Genomic DNA, 20696 nt, shown 5'->3' with positions numbered 1-20696 from the left:
GCCGCACCACACCGTGACCATGGCATGGGGCTGTTCGTGGTTTCAGAACCAACACAGTGGACGCGAGCAACTGAGGACAAGCCCTCGGCCTATTAGTACCAGTCAGCTTCACCCATTACTGGGCTTCCACATCCGGCCTATCAACCCAGTCGTCTACTGGGAGCCTTACCCCATCAAGTGGGTGGGAATACTCATCTCGAAGCAGGCTTCCCGCTTAGATGCTTTCAGCGGTTATCCCTCCCGAACGTAGCCAACCAGCCATGCCCTTGGCAGAACAACTGGCACACCAGAGGTTCGTCCGTCCCGGTCCTCTCGTACTAGGGACAGCCCTTCTCAATATTCCTGCGCGCGCAGCGGATAGGGACCGAACTGTCTCACGACGTTCTAAACCCAGCTCGCGTACCGCTTTAATGGGCGAACAGCCCAACCCTTGGGACCGACTCCAGCCCCAGGATGCGACGAGCCGACATCGAGGTGCCAAACCATCCCGTCGATATGGACTCTTGGGGAAGATCAGCCTGTTATCCCCGGGGTACCTTTTATCCGTTGAGCGACGGCGCTTCCACAAGCCACCGCCGGATCACTAGTCCCGACTTTCGTCCCTGCTCGACCCGTCGGTCTCACAGTCAAGCTCCCTTGTGCACTTACACTCAACACCTGATTGCCAACCAGGCTGAGGGAACCTTTGGGCGCCTCCGTTACTCTTTAGGAGGCAACCGCCCCAGTTAAACTACCCATCAGACACTGTCCCTGATCCGGATCACGGACCCAGGTTAGACATCCAGCACGACCAGACTGGTATTTCAACGACGACTCCACCTGAACTGGCGTCCAAGCTTCACAGTCTCCCAGCTATCCTACACAAGCCGAACCGAACACCAATATCAAACTGTAGTAAAGGTCCCGGGGTCTTTCCGTCCTGCTGCGCGAAACGAGCATCTTTACTCGTAGTGCAATTTCACCGGGCCTATGGTTGAGACAGTCGAGAAGTCGTTACGCCATTCGTGCAGGTCGGAACTTACCCGACAAGGAATTTCGCTACCTTAGGATGGTTATAGTTACCACCGCCGTTTACTGGCGCTTAAGTTCTCAGCTTCGCCACACCGAAATGTGACTAACCGGTCCCCTTAACGTTCCAGCACCGGGCAGGCGTCAGTCCGTATACATCGCCTTACGGCTTCGCACGGACCTGTGTTTTTAGTAAACAGTCGCTTCTCGCTGGTCTCTGCGGCCACCCCCAGCTCATGGAGTAAATCCAATCACCAGTGATGGCCCCCTTCTCCCGAAGTTACGGGGGCATTTTGCCGAGTTCCTTAACCATAGTTCACCCGAACGCCTCGGTATTCTCTACCTGACCACCTGAGTCGGTTTAGGGTACGGGCCGCCATGAAACTCGCTAGAGGCTTTTCTCGACAGCATAGGATCATCCACTTCGCCACAATCGGCTCGGCATCAGGTCTCAGCCTTAATGTGTGACGGATTTGCCTATCACACGGCCTACACCCTTACCCCGGGACAACCACCGCCCGGGATGGACTACCTTCCTGCGTCACCCCATCACTCACCTACTACAAGTCTGGTCCGTCGGCTCCACCACTTTCCATTCCCCGAAGGGTCCGGAACGGCTTCACGGACTTAGCATCGCCTGGTTCGATGTTTGACGCTTCACAGCGGGTACCGGAATATCAACCGGTTATCCATCGACTACGCCTGTCGGCCTCGCCTTAGGTCCCGACTTACCCTGGGCAGATCAGCTTGACCCAGGAACCCTTAGTCAATCGGCGCACACGTTTCTCACGTGTGAATCGCTACTCATGCCTGCATTCTCACTCGTGAACCGTCCACAACTACCTTCCGGTGCTGCTTCACCCGGCACACGACGCTCCCCTACCCATCACGATCCCCGTTGGGGGTATATATCGCAATGACACGACTTCGGCGGTACGCTTGAGCCCCGCTACATTGTCGGCGCGGAATCACTAGACCAGTGAGCTATTACGCACTCTTTCAAGGGTGGCTGCTTCTAAGCCAACCTCCTGGTTGTCTCTGCGACTCCACATCCTTTCCCACTTAGCGTACGCTTAGGGGCCTTAGTCGATGCTCTGGGCTGTTTCCCTCTCGACCATGGAGCTTATCCCCCACAGTCTCACTGCCGCGCTCTCACTTACCGGCATTCGGAGTTTGGCTAAGGTCAGTAACCCGGTAGGGCCCATCGCCTATCCAGTGCTCTACCTCCGGCAAGAAACACACGACGCTGCACCTAAATGCATTTCGGGGAGAACCAGCTATCACGGAGTTTGATTGGCCTTTCACCCCTAACCACAGGTCATCCCCCAGGTTTTCAACCCTGGTGGGTTCGGTCCTCCACGAAGTCTTACCTCCGCTTCAACCTGCCCATGGCTAGATCACTCCGCTTCGGGTCTTGAGCGTGCTACTGAAACGCCCTGTTCGGACTCGCTTTCGCTACGGCTACCCCACTCGGGTTAACCTCGCAACACACCGCAAACTCGCAGGCTCATTCTTCAAAAGGCACGCAGTCACGAGACGCCAAGCAAGCTTGACGTCCGACGCTCCCACGGCTTGTAGGCACACGGTTTCAGGTACTATTTCACTCCGCTCCCGCGGTACTTTTCACCATTCCCTCACGGTACTATCCGCTATCGGTCACCAGGGAATATTTAGGCTTAGCGGGTGGTCCCGCCAGATTCACACGGGATTTCTCGGGCCCCGTGCTACTTGGGTGTCTCTCAAACGAGCCGTTGATGTTTCGACTACGGGGGTCTTACCCTCTACGCCGGACCTTTCGCATGTCCTTCGCCTACATCAACGGTTTCTGACTCGCCTCACAGCCGGCAGACTGTGAAAGAGAGATCCCACAACCCCGTACACGCAACCCCTGCCGGGTCTCACACGTATACGGTTTGGCCTCATCCGGTTTCGCTCGCCACTACTCCCGGAATCACGGTTGTTTTCTCTTCCTGCGGGTACTGAGATGTTTCACTTCCCCGCGTTCCCTCCACATACCCTATGTGTTCAGGTATGGGTGACAGCCCATGACGACTGCCGGGTTTCCCCATTCGGAAACCCCCGGATCAAAGCCTGGTTGACGGCTCCCCGGGGACTATCGTGGCCTCCCACGTCCTTCATCGGTTCCTGGTGCCAAGGCATCCACCGTGCGCCCTTAAAAACTTGGCCACAGATGCTCGCGTCCACTGTGCAGTTCTCAAACAACGACCAGCCACCCATCACCCCCAACCTGAGCTGGAGTTCACTGGGGCCGGCATCAGAAGGACGACCTCACGGCCATACCCTCAGACACCCAACAGCGTGCCCGACCCGATCCCGCCCGGAGATCATGCTTTCCACGCTCCGAAGAGCAGTACTCGCAAGCCTCCGACCCGGAAACCGGACCGAATAATCAACGTTCCACCCATGAGCAACCAGCATCGGACGTTCGCCGATGAACTGGCCCCTGGACAACCTTGCGGCTGCCTAGAAGTGCTCCTTAGAAAGGAGGTGATCCAGCCGCACCTTCCGGTACGGCTACCTTGTTACGACTTCGTCCCAATCGCCAGTCCCACCTTCGACAGCTCCCTCCCACAAGGGGTTGGGCCACCGGCTTCGGGTGTTACCGACTTTCGTGACGTGACGGGCGGTGTGTACAAGGCCCGGGAACGTATTCACCGCAGCAATGCTGATCTGCGATTACTAGCAACTCCGACTTCATGGGGTCGAGTTGCAGACCCCAATCCGAACTGAGACCGGCTTTTTGAGATTCGCTCCACCTCACGGTTTCGCAGCTCTTTGTACCGGCCATTGTAGCACGTGTGCAGCCCAAGACATAAGGGGCATGATGACTTGACGTCGTCCCCACCTTCCTCCGAGTTGACCCCGGCAGTCTCCTGTGAGTCCCCATCACCCCGAAGGGCATGCTGGCAACACAGAACAAGGGTTGCGCTCGTTGCGGGACTTAACCCAACATCTCACGACACGAGCTGACGACAGCCATGCACCACCTGTACACCGACCACAAGGGGGCGACCATCTCTGGCCGTTTCCGGTGTATGTCAAGCCTTGGTAAGGTTCTTCGCGTTGCGTCGAATTAAGCCACATGCTCCGCTGCTTGTGCGGGCCCCCGTCAATTCCTTTGAGTTTTAGCCTTGCGGCCGTACTCCCCAGGCGGGGAACTTAATGCGTTAGCTGCGGCACCGACGACGTGGAATGTCGCCAACACCTAGTTCCCACCGTTTACGGCGTGGACTACCAGGGTATCTAATCCTGTTCGCTCCCCACGCTTTCGCTCCTCAGCGTCAGTAATGGCCCAGAGATCCGCCTTCGCCACCGGTGTTCCTCCTGATATCTGCGCATTTCACCGCTACACCAGGAATTCCGATCTCCCCTACCACACTCTAGTCTGCCCGTATCGAATGCAGACCCGGGGTTAAGCCCCGGGCTTTCACATCCGACGTGACAGACCGCCTACGAGCTCTTTACGCCCAATAATTCCGGACAACGCTTGCGCCCTACGTATTACCGCGGCTGCTGGCACGTAGTTAGCCGGCGCTTCTTCTGCAGGTACCGTCACTTTCGCTTCTTCCCTGCTGAAAGAGGTTTACAACCCGAAGGCCGTCATCCCTCACGCGGCGTCGCTGCATCAGGCTTTCGCCCATTGTGCAATATTCCCCACTGCTGCCTCCCGTAGGAGTCTGGGCCGTGTCTCAGTCCCAGTGTGGCCGGTCGCCCTCTCAGGCCGGCTACCCGTCGTCGCCTTGGTGAGCCATTACCTCACCAACAAGCTGATAGGCCGCGGGCTCATCCTTCACCGCCGGAGCTTTCAACCCCCACCCATGCGAGTGGAAGTGATATCCGGTATTAGACCCCGTTTCCAGGGCTTGTCCCAGAGTGAAGGGCAGATTGCCCACGTGTTACTCACCCGTTCGCCACTAATCCCCACCGAAGTGGTTCATCGTTCGACTTGCATGTGTTAAGCACGCCGCCAGCGTTCGTCCTGAGCCAGGATCAAACTCTCCGTGAATGTTTTCCCGTGATCGGGATCGCACACACGAGAGCGGAACGTCGAGCGGAATAAGCCCGGCGTTCACAACGTCCTCGCTGTGTTTGTTTCAAAGGAACCTCATCCTCGGCTATCACTGCCGGGGACGGGGTATCAACATATCTGGCGTTGATTTTTGGCACGCTGTTGAGTTCTCAAGGAACGGACGCTTCCTTTGTACTCACCCTCTCGGGCTTTCCTCCGGGCAGTTTCCCTTCGGTCTTGCGTTTCCGACTCTATCAGGGTTTTTCCGACCCTCTGACCACTGTTCCGCAGGCATGCGGAAGCCGATCCAGAGAAGGAATCTGACAAGTTGGATGCTGCTCGGGAAGCGTGCTTGATCGCGTCGCTCACCCTCAGGCAGGAGTACGACTGTACACGCGGCCCCAGAGGCGCTGCAAATCGACTAGGCTAGTGGTCTAGACCACGGATCGGGATCTCTCGTGCGGAACAGGTACTTCATATGACATACCCTGCTGCAGAGTGCGCCTTCGTGGACAGGCAGTGACGGCCCATGTACATCTCCACCCCTGGGAGGCTCCCCATGACCACCGTGATGTCCCCTCTTGCAGGACGCGCCATCGGACTGGCCGCTGTGCCGGACCCGGTCTTCTCCGGGGCCATGGTCGGCCCGGGGACGGCGATCGACCCCGTGCGTGAGCCTTCCGAGGCCGTCGCCCCCGTGGACGGAGTCATCGTCTCCCTCCACCCCCACGCCTTCGTCGTCGTCGACCCCGAGGGGCACGGCGTGCTCACCCATCTCGGGATCGACACCGTGCAGCTCAACGGCGAGGGCTTCGAGGTTCTCGTGAACAAGGGCGACACCGTGACGCGCGGGCAGAGCATCGTGCGCTGGAACCCGGACGCGGTGGAGAAGGCCGGCAAGTCCCCGGTCTGCCCGGTCGTCGCGCTCGAAGCGACCGCTGACTCGCTGCGCGAGCTCCGCGAAGACGGCGACGTGAAATCCGGCGACGTCCTCTTTTCCTGGCAGTGACACCGCCGTCTCATGACGAAGGCGCGCAGGACAACCACCGCGGCGGCGGGGCCCGCCGCACTAACGGAGACGGGTGAGATGGAGACAACGCTGCGAGGCGTCGGCGTGAGTCACGGTGTGGCGATCGGCGAGGTCCGGCACATGGGTACGGCGGTGCTCGAGCCGCCGGCGAAGCAGATACCGGCGGAGGAGGCGGAGCGCGAACAGGGGCGCGCCCGCAAGGCCGTGGAAGCTGTCGCAGCCGATCTGACGGCACGGGGCAATCTGGCGGGCGGCGAAGCCCAGGCGGTGCTCGAGGCCCAGGCCTTGATGGCTCTGGACCCCGAGCTGATGGTCGATGTGGACCGGCGCATCGCCGTCGGCAGCACCGCCGAGCGTGGTGTGTACGACGCTTTCGCCGCCTATCGCGAACTGCTGGCGGGAGCCGGCGAGTACCTCGCCGGACGCGTGGCCGACCTCGATGACGTGCGGAATCGGATCGTCGCCCGTCTGCTGGGCGTCCCCATGCCGGGGGTCCCGGACAGTGACGAGCCCTACGTGCTGGTCGCGAGGGATCTGGCGCCCGCGGACACGGCGCTCCTGGACCCGACTCTGGTGCTCGGCTTCGTGACCGAGGAGGGCGGCCCGACGAGTCACAGCGCGATCCTCGCCCGTGCCCTGGGGGTGCCGGCCGTCGTGGCCCTGCCGGGCGCCGGTGAACTGGCCGAGGGCACGATGATCGCGGTCGACGGGAGCACCGGCGAGATCTTCGTGAACCCCAGCCGCGAGAAGAAGGCGGAGCTCGAGGCGGCTGCCGCAGCGCGCAGGGCCGCGCTGGCGGCTTCGACCGGACCGGGCGCCACCGCCGACGGGCACAAGGTGCCGCTGCTGGCGAACGTCGGCGGGCCGACGGACGTGGCAGCTGCCGTCGAGGCAGGGGCGGAGGGTGTGGGACTCTTCCGCACCGAGTTCCTCTTCCTCGACGACAGCAAGAACGCGCCGACGGAGGAGAAGCAGGTCGAGGCCTACCGTCAGGTGCTGGAGGCCTTCCCCGAGGGCCGCGTCGTCGTGCGCGTGCTGGACGCCGGCGCCGACAAGCCTCTGGACTTCCTGACTCCGGCCGACGAACCCAACCCTGCGCTGGGCGTGCGCGGGCTGCGGACGCTGCTGGACCACCCGGACGTCCTGCGGACCCAGCTGACGGCGCTGGCCAAGGCCGCCGAGGGGCTGCCGGTCTACCTCGAGGTGATGGCCCCGATGGTCGCGGACCGCGCCGACGCGAAGGCTTTCGCGGAGGCGTGCCGGGAAGCGGGGCTCCGCGCGAAGTTCGGCGCGATGGTCGAGATCCCGTCGGCCGCGCTGCGGGCTCGGTCCATTCTGCAGGAGGTGGAGTTCCTGTCCCTGGGCACGAACGACCTCGCGCAGTACACGTTCGCCGCCGACCGGCAGGTGGGCGCGGTGTCGCGGCTGCAGGACCCGTGGCAGCCGGCGCTGCTCGACCTCGTCGCGCTGTCCGCCGAGGCGGCCAGGGCCGAGGGCAAAAGCTGCGGTGTCTGTGGTGAGGCCGCTGCCGATCCGCTGCTGGCGTGCGTGCTGACTGGTCTGGGGGTCACCTCTCTCTCCATGGGGTCGGCGTCGATTCCCTATGTGCGGGCTGCCCTGGCGAAGTACACGATGGCGCAGTGCGAGCGCGCCGCGGCTGCCGCGCGGGCGGCGGACAGTGCAGAGGAGGCTCGCCAGGCTGCGCAGGCCGTGCTGTCCGGCGAGTAGCGTGCGAGTGGCCGGCTCTCCGCCGGGTGAGCAGGGGCGCTCCGCCTTCGGGTGGCGCGCCCCTGCCGCGTGGTGCGGTCTGCGTCAGTGGTGGTGACCTGGTGCCGGGTCTTCCGTGCCGAGGTCCGGTGGGAAGCAGTAGTCCACACCGGACTCGGGTGAGATGAGGTCGCCCGACTCGACATCGGTGCAGTAGGCGTCGAAGACCTCCCCGGCGGTCAGGGGGTCGAGCCCGTCTCCGCGCACGCGCCATCCGTAGATCTGGTCGGAGGCTCCGGGGGCGGTGGTGCGCATGACCAGGCCGCCCGGGCCCTGGGTGGCGAGGCCGAGGGCGAGGACGGTGGTGAACTCGAGCGCTTCGGCCTCGTCGAACCGTGTGACGCCGCCGGCCTCCTCGTCCACGTGGAGGACCGCCACGAGGGTCTCCGGTGCCGCCGTGACGCTGCAGACGAGGTGTCGGTCGCCGGGTGGGGCGGTGTCGACGATGCGGGCGACGAGGGCCGACGCTCGGGTGAAGGCTGCGCGACCGATGTCCTCGCCGCAGGTCGCGCAGGCTCCGAGGCGGGCCAGCAGGGTGGCCGCGTACTCCCAGGTCGCCCGCCGGACGGCTTCGTCGACGAGGGCCGGCACGAGGTCGGCGAGGGGCTGTCCCTCGTAGGGGATGGTGGGACCGGTGGTCGCGAGTTCCGCGGTGAAGCGGGTGCGGTGGGCGGGGATGTCGGGGTCGAGTCCCCTGTCGGCGCAGTACTCGGCGTATTCCTGCGGGTCGAACAGGGCCACGGTGGTGTGGGTGCCCTGCAGCGCGCGTGTCCTCAGGAGGTCCTCCACCTGCTGGAGGTAGGTGACGTGATCGTCGAAGGTGAAGGTGCGGTAGTGCCGCATGGCCCGGAAGTCGTGCTCGTCGGTGAGCAGGCCGATGGTGCCGGCGATCTCACGGCGCAGAACGCGCCGCATGGCCTGGTGGTCGGTGTGTGCCATGTTCTCCCCCGGTGTGCACGGTCGATCAATGCTCACTCACAGTAATCGAGGGCACTGACAGTGAGGGTTGCACTGAGCCGGCACCGGATGCTTCTCGAGAAAAAAATGCAGTTCACGGCGTTGGGCGGTCGACCAGTGCCTCACCGGGGATGTGGCCGAGCGTGATGGACCCGTCGGTGCGGTGCGAGGACGTCGGACGGGGCGCCGCACCGGCGGGCGTTCAGGACCGCTTGCGGGCGAGGTCCTCGTAGAAGTGGAGAAGGCCGAGGTCGTCGATGGAGCCGGGGTTGACGGCCTTCTCCAGGGGAGTGCCCTGGAGGAGCCGCTTGATCGGGACCTCGATGCGTTTGCCGGTGAGCGTGTGCGGCACACCGGGCACCTCGATGACCTCGTCCGGGACGTGGCGCGGCGAGAGCTGCTCGCGGATGGACTGCTTGATGCGGCCGAGGAGGGCCTCGTCGAGGGCGGCTCCCGGGGCGAGGTGGACGAAGAGGGGCATCCAGTAGCCGCCGTCAGGCTGCTCGATGCCGATGACCAGGGATTCCTTGATCTCGGGGAGCCGTTCGACGACCTCGTAGATGTCGGCGGAGCCCATGCGCACGCCCTGGCGGTTGAGTGTGGAGTCGGAGCGGCCGTGGATGACGACGGAGCCGCGCGAGGTGATGGTGATCCAGTCGCCGTGACGCCATACGCCGGGATAGGTGTCGAAGTAGCTGTCGTGGTATCGGCTGCCGTCGGGGTCGTTCCAGAAGCGGACCGGCATCGAGGGCATCGGGTTGGTGACGACGAGTTCGCCGACCTCGTCGATCACGGCGTGACCGTTCGCGTCCCAGGACTGCAGGTCGGTGCCGAGCCCCGGCGCCTGGAGCTCGCCGGTGTGGACGGGCAGCGTCGGCACGGCTCCGGCGAAGCAGGAGCACACGTCGGTGCCGCCGCTGACCGAGGCGATCCAGAGGTCGTCGCGCACTTCGTCGTGCAGCCACCGGAAGCCGTCGGGCGGCAGGGGGGACCCCGTGGTGGCGACGCACTGGACCTTGGAGAGGTCGAAGTCCCGGGCGGGGTGCACTTCCGCTTTGCGGCAGGCCATGACGTAGGCGGCGGAGGTGCCGTAGAGGGTGGCGCCCGTGCGTTCGGCGATGCGCCACTGGGCGCCGGTGTCGGGATAGCCGGGGCTGCCGTCGTACAGAACGATCGTCGTGCCGGTCAGGAGGCCGGACACGAGGAAGTTCCACATCATCCAGCCGGTGGAGGTGTACCAGAAGAAGCGGTCCTCGGGGCCCAGGTCGCAGTGCAGACCGAGCTGTTTGAGGTGCTCGACCAGGATGCCGCCCTGGGACTGGACGATGGCCTTGGGCAGTCCGGTCGTGCCGGACGAGTAGAGCACCCACAGGGGGTGGTCGAAGGGGACCTGTTCGAAGACGGGTTCCTCGTCGGCGGCGGTCAGGGCCGCCCAGTCCAGGGCTCCCTGGGGCGGCTCCGTGCCCAGCACGGGGATGTGGACCACCGCTCGCAGGGTGGGGAGTTCGGCGCGCAGTTCTGCGACGACGTCACGGCGGTCGTGTTCCTTGCCGCCGTAACGGTAGCCGTCGACGGTGAAGAGGACGACGGGTTCGACCTGCTGGAACCGGTCGAGGACGCTGCGGGCGCCGAAGTCGGGGGCGCAGGAGGTCCAGACACCGCCGACGGCGGCCGTCGCGAGGAGGGCCACCACGGCCTGCGGGATGTTCGGGAGGTAGCCGCTGACGCGGTCCCCGGGGCGGACGCCGAGGGCGCGGAGCTCGCCTGCCAGTGAGCCGACCTGGCGGCGCAGTTCGGACCAGGTGACGGGCGTCGGTTCGTGGGTCTCGTCGACATGCAGCAGGGCCGGTTCGGCCGGACGGGTGGCGGCCGCGCGCAGCGCGTGCTCGGCGTAGTTCAGCGTCGCTCCGGGGAACCACCGGGCGCCGGGCATGGAGCGGTCGCCGAGCACGCGCGTGTAGGGCGTCGAGAACCGTACGTCGAACCACTGGGTCACGGCCGTCCAGAACGTCTCCAGCTCGTCGACCGACCAGCGGTGCAGGGCCGGATATCCGCCGTGGGACGGGGCTCCGTACTGCTCGGCCGCCCAGGTCTGGAACTTCGTGATCTGTGCCCGGGCGATGCGCTGGGGATCGGGCCGCCACAGCGGCTCTGGGTTCACGGTCGGCATGGGGCGGCTCCCGGACTCGGCGCGTCGTGTGCGTCGCCCGCGCACGAGCTGGGGTGGTGCGCGTGACGCGGCTGACACGGACGATGCCATGTGATCGACTTCAGCACCAGGGTGGGCTCCACACAGTCCGTGTCGTGAAGATGTGGTCCGACCACGGATGAACGGAAGTTGAACGACCCGCGCGTGCGACGCGGTCAGTGACAGGGTGAACAGCATGGACGGTCGTGACCTGGTGCGTTCGATGAAGGCGGTCGGCTCCTCGGGAGCCGGCCAGGGGTTGCGCACTGTCCGGGCCGCGTGGCGCAGGAGGCGTGTCGACGCCGCCGCCCTGCCGGGGCGGGGACCCGAGCGGGCGCGGGTGCCGGGGCCGGTGCTGGAGGCGGAGCCGGGGCCCGGAGGGGGGACGCTGCGGTTCGGGCGCTCCGTGCTGAGGATCCACGTCGCCGTGAACGGGGCGGTCTTCTGGGGCTGGGACGGCGCGGAGCCGGAGCCTTCGTACGCGCTGGCCGGCCGCTGTCCGGAGCCGGACCCGCGGGCGGTGCTGGAGCCGGACAAGGACGGCGGCTGGCGCGTCGTCGCCGAACGGGTCACGGTGGTGGTCTCACGGCACGGCGCTGTCGAGGTGTGCACGCCCGGGGGCGTGCTGTTGCGCCGCGATCTGCCGCCCCGGTGGTGGGAGCCGCTGGACGGTGGCCCGGGGCGCTGGCTGCAGCGCTCGGAGGTGGCTGCGGACGCGCGTTTCTTCGGTCTCGGCGCCAGGGCCTCTGGGCCCCGGCTGCGCGACGGGTCGTACCGACTGTGGAACACCGATCCCGGTCACGCCTTCGGTCGCGGGGACGATCCGCTCCACCTCACGATGCCGGTGCACCTGGTGGTGGCCGACGCCGCCACCCATCTGGTCTTCCACGACACGTCGTGGGACGGGACGGTGACGCTTCGGGAGGGCGTGGAAGGGGCGGGGTCCGGGCACGACCGGCCCGGCGCCTGCGAGGTGCGGATGGACGGCGGTCCGCTGCGCTGCTGGGTGATCGTGGGCACCCCCGCGCGCGTACTCCTCGTCTGGGCGTCGCTGACGGGTCCGCCGGCGGTGCCGCCCGCGTGGGCGCTCGGTCACCATCACGCGCGGTGGGGGCGGGGCGGCGAACAGGAGCTGCGCGAGATCGTCGCGGGCTACCGCGAGCACGGGCTGCCGCTCGACGCCGTGCACCTGGGCATCGGCCACACGGATGAGAACCGGGTCTTCACGGTCGACCAGGACCGCTTCCCGAAACTGCCGGTGCTGGCCGAGGAGTTGCGTCAGGACGGGATACGGCTGGTGTCGGTCGTCGCTCCCGCTGTCCGGGCGGAGGCGGGCAGTGCGGTGTACGACGCCGGAGTCGCCGAGGACGCGTTCGTGCGGGAGCCGTCGGGGCGGCTCGTGGAGGGTGTCGTGGGGCCAGGGGAGTCGGTGTTCCCGGACTTCACGCACGCGCGGGTGCGTGCGTGGTGGGGAGGTCTGTACGCCGAGCGCCTGGGGCAGGGCTTCACCGGTTTCTGGCACGCCATGGACGAGCCGGCGTCGTTGACCGCGTTCGGTGAGTCGACGCTGCCCCGGTCGGCCCGGCACTCGCTGGAGGGGCGCGGCGGTGATCACCGGGAGGCTCACAACGTGTACGCGCTGTGCATGGCCCGGGCGGCCTACGAGGGGCTGCGGCAGCTGGCTCCGGACGAGCGTCCGTTCGTCCTCTCGCGGTCCGGCTGGGCGGGTCTGCAGCGGTACGCCGGCGCCTGGTCCGGTGAAGTCGCCCCGGGCTGGCCGGGGCTGCGGGCTTCCCTGTCCCTGGTGATGGGGCTCGGCCTGTGCGGGGTGCCGTACTCGGGGACGGACGTGGGCGGCCTCGGCGGCGATTCGACGCCCGAGTTGTATCTGCGGCGGCTGCAGCTGTGCGCCTATCTGCCGCTGTTCCGCACGGATGCACATCCGCGGGTGGAGCTGCGGGAGCCGTGGGAGCTCGGTCCGGAGGTGCTGGAGCACGTGCGCGTGGCGCTCGTCGGACGCCGGCGGTTGCTTCCGTACTTCGTGACGCTGGCGCATCAGGCCCGGCTGACCGGTGCTCCCTATGTGCGCCCGGTGTGGTGGGGGTCGCCCGGGAACCGGGCGTTGCGGGACAGCGAGGACGCCTTCCTGCTGGGCGAGAGCCTCCTGGTCGCGCCCGTGCTCGCGCCGGGGATCGACCGTCGGCCGGTGCAGCTGCCGAGGGGGCACTGGTACGACACGGCGACGGGGCGGGCCTACCGGGGGCCGGGGCGGGTGATGCTGGACGCTCCGCTGTCGCGCATCCCGGTGCTCGCGCGCGCGGGGGCCGTCGTGCCGGTACGCGGGGACGGCGGTGAACTGGAGCTGGAGGTGTGGGCGCCGGCCCGTGGGCGGACGGGCGGCGGCCTGGTGGTGCGGGACCCCGGCGACGGCCGGCGGGAGCCGGAGATCGAGCGGTATGTCGCCCGTTGGAAGGGTTCTCGGGTGGTCGTCGAGCGGGAGGGCGAGGACGGCGTGCACGCACCGTCCTGCCCGGTGCGCGTACGCGGGCTCGACTGACGGCGGTCCGGACGGACCTCAGATGTAGCGGCCCTCGAAGAACGCCCGTACGGCGAGCGTGTGCAGGGGGAAGGCCACCTCCTCCGCTCGGCGCAGGAGGTGCCAGCCCTCGGTCTCGTCCGTGGCGGCGGAGGCGGGCAGCCGGTCGGCGGGGCGGTCGGGGAGGAGTCCGAACAGCAGCAGATGGCCGTCGGGGGAGCTCATGGCGTCGGCGAGCCGCACGTCACGGGGCGCGGCGTCGATGCCGGTCTCTTCTCTGAGCTCGCGCGTGACGGCCTGCCGCCAGTCCTCGCGGTCGTCGATGAAACCGCCGGGCAGGGCGATGCCTCCGCGCGCGGGAGCGATGGTTCGGGTGATGACGACCAGGGCGGTGCCCTTCGTGTCGTACACGGGCTGGAGTGCGACGGCCACCGGCAGCGGGTTGCGGTAGGCCACGGCGGTGCAGGCCCGGCAGGTGCGGGGCCAGTCGGTGACGCCCTCCCCGTAGGGCGCCCCGCAGCTCGAACAGTGGGAGTCGCGCGCGGAGTTCGAAGTGGGGTGCAGAGTTTCGGACACGCGGCGGAGCGTATCCGATCTTGCGGAGAGGGGTGTACGGGGCGGTGGGGCGCTGCGGGCGCGTGAGGAGCGGGGCGGAGGGAGCCCGGACCTCTGAAGTCCACGTCCTGCCTTGTCCCTGCCCAATCACGGGTGACCGTGGCACAATCTGACGTTCCGTCAGATTCCGTGTTCGGGAGGCATTCTTGTCACGTACACGCACGCCCGTGGTCGCCGGGTGGTTCACCGGGGAGGGAGACGGGTTCAGGCTGCTCGGGACGCGCTGCGCGGCGTGCCGGTCGGTCTTCTTCCCCCGTGAGGACACGTACTGCCGTAACCCGGGCTGTCCCGGCGGTGACCTGGAAGAGATCCCGCTGTCGCGGCGCGGACGTGTCTGGTCGTACACGGACAGCCGGTACCGGCCTCCGTCACCGTACGTGACCGATCCGGAACTTCCGTGGGAGCCGTACGCGTTGATCGCTGTGGAGCTGGAGTCCGAGCGGATCGTGGTGCTGGGACAGGCGGTCCCCGGGATCACCGTCGCCGAACTGGCGGTGGGCATGGAGGTGGAGGTCGTCCCGGGTGTGCTCGACGAGGAACCGGAGACGACCTGGACGACCTGGTGGTGGCGGCCTACGGGGGTGGCGGGATGACAGCGGACGTGGCGGTGCTGGGCGCGGGGATGCATCCGTGGGGGAAGTGGGGGCGCAGCTTCGTCGAGTACGGCGTGCGGGCGGCGCGTGCGGCCCTCGCGGACGCGGAGGTGGACTGGCCGGAGATCGGCTCGATCGTGGGCGCGGACACGGTGCGGGGCGGGTATCCCGGGTACGTGGCCGGGGCCACGTTCGCCAAGGCCCTGGGGTGGCAGGGGGCCAAGGTCACCAGTGTGTACGCGGCCTGCGCATCGGGGGCCCAGGCGATCGACACCGCGCGGGCGCAGATCCTGGCCGGGATGGCGGACGTGGTGCTCGTGGTGGGCGCCGACGCCGCGCCCAAGGGGTTCTTCCGGCCCGCGGGAGGCGACCGTCGGGACGACCCGGACTGGCTGCGGTTCCGTGTGCTCGGCGCGACCAACCCGGCGTACTTCGGGCTGTACGCGCGTCGGCGGATGGCAGTGCACGGGGACACTCTGGAGGACTTCGCGCAGGTCAAGGTCAAGAACGCGGCCGTGGGGGCGTTGAATCCGAACGCGCGCTACCGCAAGCGGGTCACGGCGGAGGAGGTCGCCGCCTCCGCCGTGGTCTGCGATCCGCTGCGGTTGCTGGACATCTGCGCGACCTCGGACGGCGGAGCGGCGCTGGTGCTGTCCAGCATGGAGTTCGCCCGGCGACGGGGTGTCACCGACCCGGTGCGGATCAGAGCCGTGTCCACCGTGACGCCCAGGTACCCCCACACGGTGCTGGATCTGCCGGACATCGCGACCGACTCGGCGGCGGGGGTCGAGCCGGCCGGCGAGCCCTTCCGGGCGTCGATCGCCCGAGCCGCCTACGAGGAGGCGGGCATCGGCCCTGAGGACCTGTCGCTCGCCGAGGTCTACGACCTCTCCACCGCACTGGAGTTGCAGTGGTACGAGGATCTGGGGCTGTGCGGCGGCGGTGAGGCCGCGAAGCTGCTGCGGGAGGGCGCGACCTCGCCGGGCGGCCGCATACCCGTGAACATGAGCGGTGGGCTGGCCTCCTTCGGGGAGGCCGTGCCGGCTCAGGCCATCGCCCAGGTGTGCGAGGTGACCCGGCAGCTGCGGGGCGAGTCGGGCGATCGCCAGGTCGCGGGCGCCCGTGTCGCCCTCACCGCGAACCAGGGGCTGTTCGGCCACGGTTCGGCGGTGGTCGCGGTGCGATGAGGGACGGCCGCGCGGCGCCGGCGCCCGCGCCGGGTGACGCGCCGGGGCCGTCGCGGGAGCGCGGGCCGTCGAGGCGCCGCCACCCGGCACAGCCGTTCGGCGAGCCGGTCGGCCGGCTCTCAGGTGGTGACGGTCTGGCGGCGTTCGGCGCCGAAGTCCATGGCGTGCTGGACGACTCCCACCAGGACGTCCCGGACGGACCTGCGGTCGCGGGCGTCGCACAGCACCACCGGCACGTCGTCGTCGAGGTCGAGGGCCCCGCGCACGTCCTGCTCCGGGTATCGGGCGGCGCCCTCGAAGCAGTTGACGGCGACGAGGAAGGGGATGGAGCGCCGCTCGAAGTAGTCCACGGCGGCGAAGCACTCCCCCAGCCGGCGGGTGTCGGCGAGCACGACGGCGCCCAGCGCCCCCTCGGAGAGCTCGTCCCACATGAACCAGAAGCGCTCCTGGCCCGGTGTCCCGAACAGGTAGAGCACCAGGTCCTCGCGCAGCGTGATGCGCCCGAAGTCCATGGCCACGGTGGTGGTGTGCTTGCCCTCGACACCGGTGGTGTCGTCGACCGGGCGGCCCGCCTCGGTGAGGTACTCCTCCGTGCGCAGCGGTTTGATCTCGCTGACGGCACCGACGAGGGTGGTCTTGCCCACGCCGAAACCGCCCGCCACCAGGATCTTGAGCGTGACGGGCTCGACCGGGGGCTCGCCGCGCTCAGAACGCCCGAAGATCATCGATTGCTTCTCCTGCTCGATGGCTTGACTGGGGGGTGCTCCGCCGCAGGGGCCGGCCGATGGCGGCCAGCCGGTCACGTCGTCGTCCGCGTTTCACTTCGGTGCTGCTCACAGCGCTCGGAGGCCGTTGATCACGTCGCGCAGAATACTCTCGTCCGGCAGTTCGGCCGGAGGCACCGGCCGGTTCACATGGACGAACTCGGCGTCCACGAGGTCACCGACGAGGACCCGCACCACGCCGATGGGCAGATTGAGTTCGGCGGCCAGTTCGGCGACCGACTGCGGCGCCTGCCGGCACAGGTCCACGATGTCCACGTGCTCGGGGGACAGTGAGGAGTCCGCGTCCGGATCGTCGGCATGCGGCTCGACGACGACGAGCGCGATCAGGTCGAGGCGATGCTGGACCGCACTGGTGGTGCGGCCGCGCGTCATGGCGTACGGACGCACGACCGGTCCGGCCTCGTCGTCGAACCAGTGACTTGTTCCGTGACCGTCTGTGCTCATGCCGTCTCACTACCCGCCAGAGGGCAGATCGGTGCGCGGGGTGGTGGCCAGATGTACGCCGACCCGCTTGACCAGCAACGTCATCTCGTACGCCACAAGGCCCACGTCCGAGTCGGCGTCCGAGAGGACGGCGAGGCAGCTGCCGTCACCGGCCGCCGTGACGAACAGGAATGCCTCGTCGAGTTCGACGACGGTCTGACGGACGCTGCCGGCCTCGAAGTGGCGGCCGACGCCCTTGGCGAGGCTGTGGAATCCCGAGGCGACGGCGGCCAGGTGCTCGCCGTCCTCCCGCGACAGGTCCTTGGACACCCCCGTCGCCAGGCCGTCGCCGGAGAGGACGACCGCCTTGCGGATGCCGGCGACCCGGTCGACGAGTTCGTCGAGGAGCCAGTTCAGCTCGCCGTTGTGGGTGGTCTGGTCGGTCGCCTTCGGTGCGGTCATCGACCGTCCCCCTTTGTCGTTCCTCGTGGTGCTGTGCCGCTGTGGGCGTCGTCGCCCGCGGCGTTCTCTACGCGGCCGCGCTGCCAGCCGCGCTGGAGCGAGGCCATACGGCTGCGGACCTCGTCGGCGTCACGGTCGGCGGGATCGGCCGACTTCGGCGCCTGGGGGGCCTGGCCCTGCCGCAGCTGCGGCGCCAGGTTCGCCTGCCGCACGCGCCGGGGCAGCGCTCCCGCCCCCGCGGCGCCGGTGTCGCCCGTCGGGGCGGCGGCCGGGGCCGTGCTTCCTACGGCGCCGTCGGGGTCGCCTTGCGATGCCGATGGCTGACGGACCCGGCGGGGAAGCCCGGGCGGCTGGGAGGACTGTGCCGGGCCGCGCCCCGGATGCTCCGGCAGGGCGGGGCGCTCGGCTGCGCCGCCGCTGCGGGGGATCTGCGCCGTCGTGCCGCGGCGGCGCGACGGCAGGGGCGCCGGACCCTCGTCCGCCGGGCGGCGGGAGCCCGGCCGGACCGGGGGCTCCGGGTCGGCGTCGGCACGCAGCGGCCGCGGTTCCGGCACCGGACGGCCGTGCGAGCTGACCAGCTTGGGCGTGCGACGGCCAGGCAGCAGCGGGACCGGGCCGGCGGGGTCGTCGGCGGGCTTCGCCGGGTCACCGAGGCCGGCGGCCGGTGCGCGGGAGTGGTCGGCGACGTGGGCAGTGGGGTCGTCGTCGCGGGTGAGCGAGCGGCGGGGACGGAACAGCCCGCCGTGGTCGTCCTCGTCGTCCAGGACGGCCGGGAAGCCGCCGAGGGCGTTCAGGTCGACGGGCGACTCCAGTTCGACGGGGCCGTCGAGCATCGAGACCTGCAGGCCTGGGAGCTGCGCCCCGGCCGGGGACAGCGCGGGCCTGCGGGACTCGGCCGGCTCTGCCTCCTTCGGGGGCCGGGGGCGGTCGAGCCGGAACCCGATGCCGTTGGTGTCGGGGACGTCGTCGGTCAGCAGGGCGTCGGGGATGAAGACGACGGCGGTCGTACCGCCGTACGGCGACGGCTGCAGGGAGACACGGACGTTCTGTCGTTGGGCGAGCCGGCTGACCACGAAGAGTCCGAGGCGGTCGGTGTCGGACAGTTCGAACTCCGGCGTCTCGGCGAGCCGGAGGTTGGCCTCCAGTAGCGCTTCGGGCGCCATGCCGAGGCCACGGTCGTGGATCTCGAGCGTGAAGCCGTTGGCGACCCGGTCGCCGAACACCTGGACGGCGGTGTGCGGCGGGGAGAACACCGTGGCGTTCTCCAGGAGTTCGGCCACCAGGTGGGTGAGGTCGGCGACGGCCGGGCCGGTCGCCGCGAGGCGGGGCAGGCGGCGGACCTCGATGCGTTCGTAGTCCTCGACCTCGGCGACCGCGGCGCGCACGATGTCCATGAGCTGGACGGGCTTGCGCCACTGCCGGGAGGGGGCTGCGCCGGAGAGGATGACCAGGCCCTCGGCGTGTCGGCGCATACGCGTGGTGAGGTGGTCGAGGCGGAAGAGGTCGGCGAGCTCCTCCGTGTCCTCGGTGCGGCGCTCCATGGTGTCGAGCAGGGTGAGCTGCTTGTGCAGCAGCACCTGGCTGCGGCGGGCGAGGTTGACGAACACCTCGGAGACCCCGGAGCGCAGTTCGGCCTGCTTGACGGCCGCCTCGACGGCGGCGCGCTGCAGGGTGTTGAGGGCCTGGCCGACCTCGCCCATCTCGTTCTTGTCGTACTCCAGCCGTGGCACCTCGGTCTCCACGTCGACCTGCTCGCCCGCCGACAGACGGCGCATCACGCTGGGCAGCCGCACGCCGGACGCCTCGTGGGCGTCCAGTCGCAGCTGGCGCAGATCGCGGATGAGGCTGCGGCCGATGCGCACGGACAGGACGAGGGAGACGAGCAGGGCGATCAGCCCGAAGACGCCCGCGACGACCGCCTTGACGATGACCTCGATCGCCACCGGCCGCACGCGGTCCTGGTAGCGGTCGTTGGCCTGCTCGTCCAGGGCGCCGAGTTCGGCGAGGACGTTTCCGGCCGCGGTGTCCCAGTTCCGGGCGCTGACACCGCGGGGCAGGTCGCCGGACGTGCCGCCGATGACGGCCTGTTCGGCCGTGCGCAGGGTGGCGGTGGTGGCGTTCTTCCAGAAGGCCTCGTAGCGCTGGCTCTCCGCGGTGGGCAGTTGGGCCAGGCTGATCTCGTAGATCACCTCGCGCTGGGCCACGAGGTCGGAGACCTCACGGATCTCCTCGCGGCGGAGCCGGCCCACGACCAGGGCGGAGCCGAGCAGCGCGTCCTCCCGGGAGAGCAGTTCACGCGCGCGGGCGACGCTGACGAGGGCCCGGTACTGCTTGTCCATCTCCACGCTGTCGACCACGTCCAGCTTGGACAGCAGGGTGTAACAGGGGTCGATCAGCTGGGTGTAGAGGTTCAGCGCCTGGGTCCGTGTGACGCTGCGCTCCTCGACGCTCCGGCGCAGGGAGTCGATGCCGTCGAACCCGTCCAGCACCACGGTGAGGCCTTCGCCGTCGTCCTGGTCCAGGACGTCGCGGACGTCGGGGTCCTTCGCGTTCCTGCGGATCTCGGCGAGCGCCTCGTCGGTGGAGGTCCGGGTGCGCCGCAGCGCGGTCAGCGCGTCGGAGGCGCGGGGGTCGGCGAGGTAGACGAGGGTCTGACGGCGTTCCTGCTGGACGACGCGGACGGTGTCCTCGAGGGGGTAGCCGACCTTCTCGACGACGGCCGAGACGGTGAACAGCCGACTCGCCTCGCGACCCGTGAGTACCGTGGCGAAGCCCCAGACGGCGGTCAGGGACACCAGCGGCACGAGAAGCAGCGCCACGATCTTCCGGCGGATCGACTTCCCGCGAAAGCGCATGGCCTCCCCCAGCTCGAACCCCCACCGGTCGGGGGTACGCATGTGCGTCAACAAACGGCGAGAGCCTACTACCGACACACAGTTAACTCGAAGAGGCGTCCGGAACCTGAACTTCCGTACCGAGGGCGAGACATGGCATGTTGTCCGAAAATTACGGGAGATGACAGCCCCGAATCATGCGTCCCGGGCCCGGACGGATCCGGTCGACTCCGCGCATGAGTTGGCCAGAATTTTTCGCAACGAGGGAACAATCAGGGCAC

General features: G+C 68.0%; 12 protein-coding genes and 2 rRNA genes. 5 read left to right on the top strand and 9 right to left on the bottom strand.

The genetic code is table 11. The features are described 5' to 3' along the window. Positions 1–72: 72 nt before the first annotated feature. Together OHS82_RS34905 and OHS82_RS34900 are read right to left on the bottom strand one after the other, a co-directional pair. Positions 73–3195: ribosomal RNA gene (locus OHS82_RS34905) — 23S ribosomal RNA — on the bottom strand. 314 nt (positions 3196–3509) lie between these two features. Then, positions 3510–5035, bottom strand: a 16S ribosomal RNA gene (locus OHS82_RS34900). Together the 16S and 23S rRNA genes form the textbook arrangement of a ribosomal RNA operon. A gap of 562 nt (positions 5036–5597) precedes the next feature. Between OHS82_RS34900 and OHS82_RS34895 the strand changes: the two genes are divergently transcribed. Together OHS82_RS34895 and ptsP are read left to right on the top strand one after the other, a co-directional pair. Beyond that, entirely contained in the window at positions 5598–6047 is a 450-nt protein-coding gene (locus tag OHS82_RS34895) for a PTS sugar transporter subunit IIA (protein ID WP_057583778.1), read from the top strand. 78 nt (positions 6048–6125) lie between these two features. Beyond that, positions 6126–7796 carry a phosphoenolpyruvate--protein phosphotransferase gene (ptsP, locus tag OHS82_RS34890; protein ID WP_328435194.1) on the top strand — a complete coding sequence of 557 codons (1671 nt, stop codon included), beginning with the start codon at positions 6126–6128 and terminating at the stop codon, positions 7794–7796. A gap of 84 nt (positions 7797–7880) precedes the next feature. On the opposite strand, the gene OHS82_RS34885 is transcribed toward ptsP, so the two are convergent. Both OHS82_RS34885 and OHS82_RS34880 read right to left on the bottom strand, forming a co-directional pair. Continuing rightward, on the bottom strand, positions 7881–8774 hold the full coding sequence (locus OHS82_RS34885) for a hypothetical protein (RefSeq protein WP_057583773.1): 894 nt from the start codon (positions 8772–8774) through the stop codon (positions 7881–7883). A 220-nt stretch (positions 8775–8994) separates the two neighbouring features. Continuing rightward, the gene (locus OHS82_RS34880; protein WP_057583771.1) at positions 8995–10962 is read right to left on the bottom strand and encodes an acetoacetate--CoA ligase; all 1968 of its coding nucleotides are present in this window, start codon (positions 10960–10962) and stop codon (positions 8995–8997) included. 214 nt (positions 10963–11176) lie between these two features. Here OHS82_RS34880 and OHS82_RS34875 point away from each other — a divergent pair, with 214 nt between their 5' ends. Then, the gene (locus tag OHS82_RS34875; protein WP_328435193.1) at positions 11177–13537 is read left to right on the top strand and encodes a TIM-barrel domain-containing protein; all 2361 of its coding nucleotides are present in this window, start codon (positions 11177–11179) and stop codon (positions 13535–13537) included. A gap of 18 nt (positions 13538–13555) precedes the next feature. Here the strand turns inward: OHS82_RS34875 and OHS82_RS34870 are convergent, their stop codons facing one another. Beyond that, positions 13556–14092 (bottom strand): NUDIX domain-containing protein, encoded by a 537-nt coding sequence (locus OHS82_RS34870; protein WP_057583767.1) that lies wholly within the window; start codon positions 14090–14092, stop codon positions 13556–13558. A 206-nt stretch (positions 14093–14298) separates the two neighbouring features. On the opposite strand from OHS82_RS34870, the gene OHS82_RS34865 reads away from it, so the two are divergent. Both OHS82_RS34865 and OHS82_RS34860 read left to right on the top strand, forming a co-directional pair. Next, positions 14299–14724 (top strand): Zn-ribbon domain-containing OB-fold protein, encoded by a 426-nt coding sequence (locus tag OHS82_RS34865; protein WP_057583765.1) that lies wholly within the window; start codon positions 14299–14301, stop codon positions 14722–14724. Continuing rightward, the gene (locus OHS82_RS34860) at positions 14721–15911 is read left to right on the top strand and encodes a lipid-transfer protein (protein ID WP_057583794.1); all 1191 of its coding nucleotides are present in this window, start codon (positions 14721–14723) and stop codon (positions 15909–15911) included. The genes OHS82_RS34865 and OHS82_RS34860 overlap by 4 nt, the downstream gene beginning before the upstream one ends. A gap of 119 nt (positions 15912–16030) precedes the next feature. Here OHS82_RS34860 and OHS82_RS34855 read toward each other — a convergent pair whose 3' ends face one another. The 4 genes from OHS82_RS34855 to OHS82_RS34840 form a co-directional block, all read right to left on the bottom strand. Then, positions 16031–16636, bottom strand: coding sequence for a GTP-binding protein (locus OHS82_RS34855; RefSeq protein WP_057583763.1), 606 nt, complete (start codon positions 16634–16636; stop codon positions 16031–16033). A gap of 108 nt (positions 16637–16744) precedes the next feature. Further along, a complete protein-coding gene (locus OHS82_RS34850) occupies positions 16745–17140 on the bottom strand; it encodes a DUF742 domain-containing protein (protein WP_057583757.1) in 396 nt (131 codons plus the stop codon). Positions 17141–17149: 9 nt separating this feature from the next. Continuing rightward, a complete protein-coding gene (locus OHS82_RS34845) occupies positions 17150–17581 on the bottom strand; it encodes a roadblock/LC7 domain-containing protein (protein WP_057583754.1) in 432 nt (143 codons plus the stop codon). After that, positions 17578–20436 carry a nitrate- and nitrite sensing domain-containing protein gene (locus tag OHS82_RS34840; RefSeq protein ID WP_328436141.1) on the bottom strand — a complete coding sequence of 953 codons (2859 nt, stop codon included), beginning with the start codon at positions 20434–20436 and terminating at the stop codon, positions 17578–17580. The genes OHS82_RS34845 and OHS82_RS34840 overlap by 4 nt, the downstream gene beginning before the upstream one ends. Between the last annotated feature and the right edge of the window lie 260 nt (positions 20437–20696).

It is taken from the genome of Streptomyces sp. NBC_00425 (genome assembly GCF_036030735.1).
Taxonomy (GTDB): Bacteria; Actinomycetota; Actinomycetes; order Streptomycetales; family Streptomycetaceae; genus Streptomyces.
This window is presented reverse-complemented; position numbering and strand designations above follow the sequence as displayed.

What these genes read in the sequence shown, in the direction of transcription:
- OHS82_RS34860 (WP_057583794.1), top strand. Translation starts at nt 14,721, where the DNA reads ATGACAGCGGACGTGGCGGTGCTGGGCGCGGGGATGCATCCGTGGGGG.
- OHS82_RS34880 (WP_057583771.1), bottom strand. Translation starts at nt 10,962, where the DNA reads ATGCCGACCGTGAACCCAGAGCCGCTGTGGCGGCCCGATCCCCAGCGC.
- OHS82_RS34855 (WP_057583763.1), bottom strand. Translation starts at nt 16,636, where the DNA reads ATGATCTTCGGGCGTTCTGAGCGCGGCGAGCCCCCGGTCGAGCCCGTC.
- OHS82_RS34885 (WP_057583773.1), bottom strand. Translation starts at nt 8,774, where the DNA reads ATGGCACACACCGACCACCAGGCCATGCGGCGCGTTCTGCGCCGTGAG.
- ptsP (WP_328435194.1), top strand. Translation starts at nt 6,126, where the DNA reads ATGGAGACAACGCTGCGAGGCGTCGGCGTGAGTCACGGTGTGGCGATC.
- OHS82_RS34875 (WP_328435193.1), top strand. Translation starts at nt 11,177, where the DNA reads ATGGACGGTCGTGACCTGGTGCGTTCGATGAAGGCGGTCGGCTCCTCG.
- OHS82_RS34840 (WP_328436141.1), bottom strand. Translation starts at nt 20,436, where the DNA reads ATGCGCTTTCGCGGGAAGTCGATCCGCCGGAAGATCGTGGCGCTGCTT.
- OHS82_RS34845 (WP_057583754.1), bottom strand. Translation starts at nt 17,581, where the DNA reads ATGACCGCACCGAAGGCGACCGACCAGACCACCCACAACGGCGAGCTG.
- OHS82_RS34850 (WP_057583757.1), bottom strand. Translation starts at nt 17,140, where the DNA reads ATGAGCACAGACGGTCACGGAACAAGTCACTGGTTCGACGACGAGGCC.
- OHS82_RS34895 (WP_057583778.1), top strand. Translation starts at nt 5,598, where the DNA reads ATGACCACCGTGATGTCCCCTCTTGCAGGACGCGCCATCGGACTGGCC.